Source organism: Eisenbergiella massiliensis, assembly GCF_003435485.1.
This window is the reverse complement of the sequence record NZ_QVLV01000013.1, coordinates 137,170-143,246: the sequence shown is the minus strand read 5'-3', so window position 1 is coordinate 143,246 and position 6,077 is coordinate 137,170. Positions and strand designations below refer to the sequence as shown.

Sequence of the window (6,077 nt, the reverse complement as noted above, 5' to 3'; positions counted from 1 at the left end):
AGAGGTGTGTCGAATAATCTGCACGTGATACACAGTTTATTTGACACACCCGAATTGTAATTCCTGATACAGTTTGCTGCCCCTGAGCTGATTTAAAGAAAGATATTCGACTTCCTGTTCTGATATTGTTATTACACTCGTCAACCTGTGGACAGGCCAGTCGGTATTTTTCGGAAAAAAGATGGTGACTATAACATTACCATTCCTTACATTTCCCCAACAATTTTAATCTCCCCCCTAGAATTTTTCTCCCAACTATGCTATAGTATCCAAGATAGAGCAATAAACGTATAAAAAATACCAGTTTTAAAAAACTAAGTAACAACCCTTGTAACATTTACCAATAAAAACCAGTCAAACCACCATTTGATTTGCCGTAAAATCTATTGACATAATAGAACATAACATCATATACTAATAATCAGAAATTTTACATATTTTCGTAATTTCCATATTTGAGCATTACGAAATGTACCTATATATAATAAGGAAGACAATATGAACCAACCCCAAGTCCCAAGTCATACCCCAAGATGGCTGCCACCCACAATGTGGGCCATTTTTACAATAATCCTGCTGGTTACATTAACATTGTCCTTCCAAACCGGCACTGCCACAAAGGCTCTGGAGAAGCCCCTGGTATCCCAGGTAACCAACACAATGACAACCCTTCCTTCCGAGGAAGCAATCCTGACAATCACCTATTACATCAGGCAGATAGGACGTGCTCTGTTATTTTTTTTGCTCGGCCTTACCGGAAGCTGGTCAATCCACCTTACCTTCCGCAAAGCTGCCGCCAGGAACCGGTTCTTTGGAACCGTTCTTATGTTGTTTATGATATCGTATTTCACAGAAAAAATGAAAATATTTATCCCCGGAAGGCACTATTCCTTCCCGGAATGCCTTGAAAGCTTTCTTTTCGGCATACTAGGCTGTATCTGCATAACCTTTCTGCTATACCATTTGCGCCGCATAGCAAGCCGGCCGCCGGAAAAGTAATATAAATAAAACTGCCTAAGGATGTGCGAAATATTATTAATGCATCCGATATTATTTCTGTGTATACTGATTTTAGTTTCTATCACAGAAAACCAGGTACCAGGTTCCACTGGAGACTCATATTCGCAGAGCGGATATGGTATAATATCATCAGAAAGTATGAATTACACAATTAACAAAAACGCCACAGAAAATGCAGCATAAAATTCCTTTATTATTTTTTAGAACAAGAAAAAATTTCCCATCACAGGGAAATAAAAATCAAATACAAAAGCAGGTCACAGCGCATACTTAAATCAAGCACTGATTATATCCAACACACAATTTTCATTAATCTTCATTATGTCGGATTTAACCATACTTTAACTGCAGCACAAATCGCATTACACAAACACACAAAAGGTTCCCAACCTTAACACGGTTTCTAACCCGGCCCCAAACGCGTCGCCTGCCCCCTGGAGGAATATGTACCAGAAAAAGTCCAACCTACAAAATCTCATAATAATATCAATAGACTGCCTTGTCCTTGTACTTAGCTTGGGCATTGCCAATTACATCCGGCATCAGAAGTTCTTCAAAGGTCTAAACAACCCGATGGATATGAAGGTTCTGATTGCCATTTTTTTGGTGGTCTTTCTGATAATCAACCTGTTTAAGAACTGGTACAAGCAGATGCTTCTGCGCGGGCCGTTCCAGGAACTGGTTGAAATTGTAAAGCTCAACCTGGTCACCCTGGCCGGAGCTACCTTTGCCCTGTATTTCACCCGTGTTATCGACGAGTATTCCAGAAAGGTATTATTTTACTTCGTTCTGATAGATGTGGTGCTGATGTTCATCGTCCATCAGCTGTATAAGAAGTACCTGCCGGTATTCTACCGTATGGCCGGCAATGCCAGACAGCTTCTGCTGGTAGCTACCAGCGACGAAGCAGACCTGCTCGTTTCCGAAATGAAAAACAGCAAGGACTACAGTTATGCCATTAAAGGCATCATACTCCTTGACAGCGGAAAGAAAGAAAACAGCAGCAGAAAAAGTAAAGGAACCCCTGACAGAAAAGAAGTAGGCGGCATTCCAGTAGTTGCTTCCAGCAGTGAGCTTGTGGACTACTGCCTGACCGCATCCCTGGATGAAGTAATCATCTGCGCCGACAGGAAAACCCAGGAAGAACGGAAAGACGATATGGAAAATCTTGCAGCCATGGGACTTACCATCCATCTGCAGATTCCCGTTCTGGAGCTGGACGAGGCGCCGCAGCGTATCCTTTCCCAGTTCGGCCAGTTCCATACCGTAACCTATGCCAATAAGGTGGCGCCTTTCGGACAGCTCATGCTGAAGCGCCTTATCGATATTGCAGGAGCGCTGGTGGGAACGATAGTTCTTATTATCCTGACTATTTTTGTCGCTCCGTTAATTAAGCTGGATTCTCCCGGCCCGATATTCTTTGCGCAGAAGAGGGTGGGACGCAACGGTCGTATCTTTAAGATGTACAAGTTCCGTTCTATGTACATTGATGCGGAGGAGCGGAAGAAGGAACTCATGGCCCAGAATGAAATGGACGGCCTGATGTTCAAGATGGAGGATGATCCCCGTATTACGAAGGTAGGAAAATTCCTGCGGAAAACCAGCCTGGATGAGTTCCCACAGTTTATTAACATTTTAAAAGGCGATATGAGTCTTGTTGGGACAAGACCGCCGACGCTGGATGAATTTGAGCATTATCAGTCTTATCATAAGAAGAGACTCAGCTTCCGTCCCGGCCTGACCGGTATGTGGCAGGTAAGCGGCAGAAGCGATATAACGGACTTTGAAGAAATCGTAAGGCTTGACGTTGAGTATATTGATAACTGGTCTGTCGGCCTTGATATTAAAATCCTGATTAAAACCGTTCTGGCCGTTTTTTCCGAAAGCGGAGCTAGATGATTTTTTTGTGCCCTGAACTCCTGTTTTGAACGGATATTAAGTTCTGTTTAAAAATGCCGATAAGCTATAAGGAGACAGGAAAACCAAAATAACGAATGAGGATAATTCTATGGAAAAAATGAGTAAAGCGGATCTGGAGAAAGAAGAGATTCTGAATCCGGAAAAAGCGGAGAAAAGACGGCGCAGAAAGAAAAAAGCCCGTATTATGGCTGTGGTGACTGTAATCTGCATGATTCTGGTGGTATGCTGCACCGGTTTTATCGTAGTCAGGGCCATGGGAAAGAACAGTATTATGAGTAAGGCAACAAGCCCGTCGCCGTCGCTGTCCACGGATTTGAACGTAATGGATAAGGTGGAGCAGTGGCAGGACGGCTGGGTCGGCTACAACGGTAAGGTATATGAGTATAATGACGATATCATGACCTTCCTGGTCATGGGTATTGATAAGAAGAGTACTTCACCGCAGACGGGCAGCGGTATCAGCAACAGCCAGGCGGATGCCATTTATCTGGTAGTGATGAATCCGCATACGAAAAAAGTGGATTTGATTGCGGTTAACCGGGATACGATTGCAGATGTGGATGTATATTCCCAGCCCGGCGCTTATGCGAATACGATTAAAACACAGATCGCCCTGCAGTATACCTATGGCGATGGCAAGGCCAAGAGCGCACAGCTGATGGAAAAAGCAGTTTCTAAGCTGTTTTACCAGCTGCCTATACATGGCTATGTGGCCATCAGTATGGATGCCATCCCTACGATTAATGATACTATCGGAGGGGTAGAGGTGCAGTGTCTGCAGGATTTGACGGAGGTGGATCCCCTGTTGAAGCAGGGAGAGACGCTGAAGCTGGAAGGACAGTCCGCATTCTGGTATGTGAAATATAAAGATATGAATGCTTCCCACGGAAGCAGCGACAGGCTGGAACGTCAGACACAATATATCCAGTCGTTTGTAGGCCAGGCCAAGTCTGCGTTTAAGGCGGATGTTGCCATGCCTCTTACACTGTTTAAGAAGCTCAGCCCTTACATGGTGACGGATATCAAAGCGGACGAGGTAACCTATCTTGTTTCAACAGCCGCTGCTTATAAGTTCAGCGGTGAGGTGCACAATCTGGCGGGAGAATCCAAAACCGAAGAAGGAAACGAAGCCTTTTATGTGGATGATAATGCACTTTATCAGCTGGTAATTGACCTTTTTTACAATGAAGTACCACAATAATATCCCCACAATACATTATATGACAAAGGTAAAGATAAAATGATACGAAAAAAGAACTGCCTGTTGCTAACGACTCTGATTTTGCTTTCAGCCGTACTTGCCGGCTGCGGCAGCACTGCCGCCCAGCCTGAAGAAAGCACGGTGCCGGCTGAGACTGCCTTGGAAGATTTTAAAAGCGCCGGCGATAAAACCGATATAGCTGCCCTGCAGCAAATCAATCCGGAGGCTTATGCCTGGCTGGAAATCACCGGCACGGATATCAGCTTCCCCATACTGCAGTCTGCGGAGGATGAAACTTTTTATCTGACCCATAATATTTACGGGGAAGAGGATGACAACGGAAGCATCTATACGGAGTATTACAATAATACGGATTTTGCCGATCCCAACACGGTTATTTATGGCCGCAACAGGGATGAAATGTTCGGCAAGCTCCATCAGTTCCAGGACAGGGATTTTTTTGATACCCATCGTGAGATAAAGATTTACACGGCGGGAAAAACTTTGACCTATAAAATCTTTGCCGCGTATACCTATGATGACCGGCATTTGATTGCCACCTATGATTTCTGGGATCAGCTTGTTTTCTCCAATTACCTGGAGGATGTATTTGCGATTCGGGCGATGGATGCCTTTATCGATGATTCGGTGGAAGTGACAGCTGAAAACAAGATTATAACCTTATCCACCGGAGTGACGGGGCAGGATGACAAGCGTTACCTTGTGCAGGCTGTGCTGGTAACGGAATAGGCCTGGAAAGGCAGATGGCAGGAATGGAACAGAAGAAAAAAAAGAGAAAAAGAAGAAAAAAGAAAATGTCCGGTGCCGCAAAATTCGGTATTGGCGTACTGATAGCTGCAGGCATTCTGCTCATGCTGGCCCTGATTGTACTCATTGCCTATTTTTGGATGGACAGCCATGGGAAAAGCGCGTTTGCCGAGAAGCAGGAAGCGGTTCCTGAACAGATGCAGCAGGCTGCGTCTGCGTCGGATGTGTCGGGCAATGATGCGGATGAGGCGCTGGAGGCAGGAAGTATCCGCTATAACGGGAAAACATATGCCTATAAAAGCGATGTCCTGACCTTTTTGTGCATGGGAATTGATAAAACGGGGGAAGTAAAGGCCTCCAAGGATTTATACAGAGGCGGGCAGGCAGACGCGCTGTTCCTGGCGGTGCTGGATCCCGGCGATAAGAAAATTAATATCATCGGTATCAACCGTGATACCATGACTGAAATAAAAACCTTCGATCCCAATGGCTTATATGCGGGAAAAGAGGTGGCGCAGATTGCGCTTGCCCATGCTTACGGCGAGGGGCTGGAGGAGAGCTGTGAGAATACGGTGGAGGCTGTGTCCAACCTGTTTTACGGACTGCCGATTCACGGCTACTGCGCACTGAATATGAGCGTAATAAGCACTATCAATGATGCCGTGGGAGGCGTGGAGGTTACCATTCCGGAATCCCTGGCAGGCGTGGGAATGAAAATCAACGGGAAGGGCTATGGCTATAACTGGTCGGCAGGGGACAGAATCCATCTGCAGGGAGAGGAAGCCTATGTCTACATAAAATACAGAGACACCAGGGTAGCCCAGAGCGCGGATGAACGTCTGATCCGCCAGAAGACTTATCTGCAGGGCTTTGTGAATCAGGCCAAGGCGGCGGTGAAGCAGGATATGACGCTTCCGCTGAAGCTATATACGCAGGTTTTGCCATACATGGTAACGGATATTTCTGCCGATGAGGCGGTATATCTGGCCGGACAGGCTTTATCATACAGTTTTGATGAAAATGACATTTATACAATGGAAGGGCATGTGGAAATGGGTGAAGTGTTTGAAGAATTTTACCAGGATGACACCGCCCTGTATGAATTGATTTTAAAGATTTTTTACGATGAGGTGACTCCACCCGGTACTGCGTCAGGCAGTTAAATAAT

General features: G+C 45.4%; 6 protein-coding genes. 5 read left to right on the top strand and 1 reads right to left on the bottom strand.

Annotation, left to right across the window (positions count from 1 at the left end):
- Positions 1-521: 521 nt before the first annotated feature.
- Positions 522-659 carry a hypothetical protein gene (locus tag DXC51_RS30080; RefSeq protein ID WP_243003227.1) on the bottom strand — a complete coding sequence of 46 codons (138 nt, stop codon included), beginning with the start codon at positions 657-659 and terminating at the stop codon, positions 522-524.
- Between DXC51_RS30080 and DXC51_RS30770 the strand changes: the two genes are divergently transcribed.
- From DXC51_RS30770 to DXC51_RS18310, 5 genes are all read left to right on the top strand, one after another.
- On the top strand, positions 625-999 hold the full coding sequence (locus DXC51_RS30770) for a VanZ family protein (RefSeq protein ID WP_408608867.1): 375 nt from the start codon (positions 625-627) through the stop codon (positions 997-999). The two genes, DXC51_RS30080 and DXC51_RS30770, sit on opposite strands and share 35 nt — an antisense overlap.
- A 465-nt stretch (positions 1,000-1,464) precedes the next feature.
- Complete coding sequence (locus DXC51_RS18325) at positions 1,465-2,919, top strand: sugar transferase (RefSeq protein WP_102288719.1); 1,455 nt, start codon at positions 1,465-1,467, stop codon at positions 2,917-2,919.
- A 109-nt stretch (positions 2,920-3,028) separates the two neighbouring features.
- The gene (locus DXC51_RS18320; protein WP_102288720.1) at positions 3,029-4,141 is read left to right on the top strand and encodes an LCP family protein; all 1,113 of its coding nucleotides are present in this window, start codon (positions 3,029-3,031) and stop codon (positions 4,139-4,141) included.
- Between the two features lie 39 nt (positions 4,142-4,180).
- Complete coding sequence (locus tag DXC51_RS18315; protein WP_102288721.1) at positions 4,181-4,891, top strand: class B sortase; 711 nt, start codon at positions 4,181-4,183, stop codon at positions 4,889-4,891.
- Positions 4,892-4,914: 23 nt separating this feature from the next.
- Positions 4,915-6,072 (top strand): LCP family protein, encoded by a 1,158-nt coding sequence (locus tag DXC51_RS18310; RefSeq protein WP_180998226.1) that lies wholly within the window; start codon positions 4,915-4,917, stop codon positions 6,070-6,072.
- Positions 6,073-6,077 lie beyond the last annotated feature (5 nt).

What these genes read in the sequence shown, in the direction of transcription:
- DXC51_RS18320 (WP_102288720.1), top strand. Translation starts at nt 3,029, where the DNA reads ATGGAAAAAATGAGTAAAGCGGATCTGGAGAAAGAAGAGATTCTGAAT.
- DXC51_RS18325 (WP_102288719.1), top strand. Translation starts at nt 1,465, where the DNA reads ATGTACCAGAAAAAGTCCAACCTACAAAATCTCATAATAATATCAATA.
- DXC51_RS18315 (WP_102288721.1), top strand. Translation starts at nt 4,181, where the DNA reads ATGATACGAAAAAAGAACTGCCTGTTGCTAACGACTCTGATTTTGCTT.
- DXC51_RS18310 (WP_180998226.1), top strand. Translation starts at nt 4,915, where the DNA reads ATGGAACAGAAGAAAAAAAAGAGAAAAAGAAGAAAAAAGAAAATGTCC.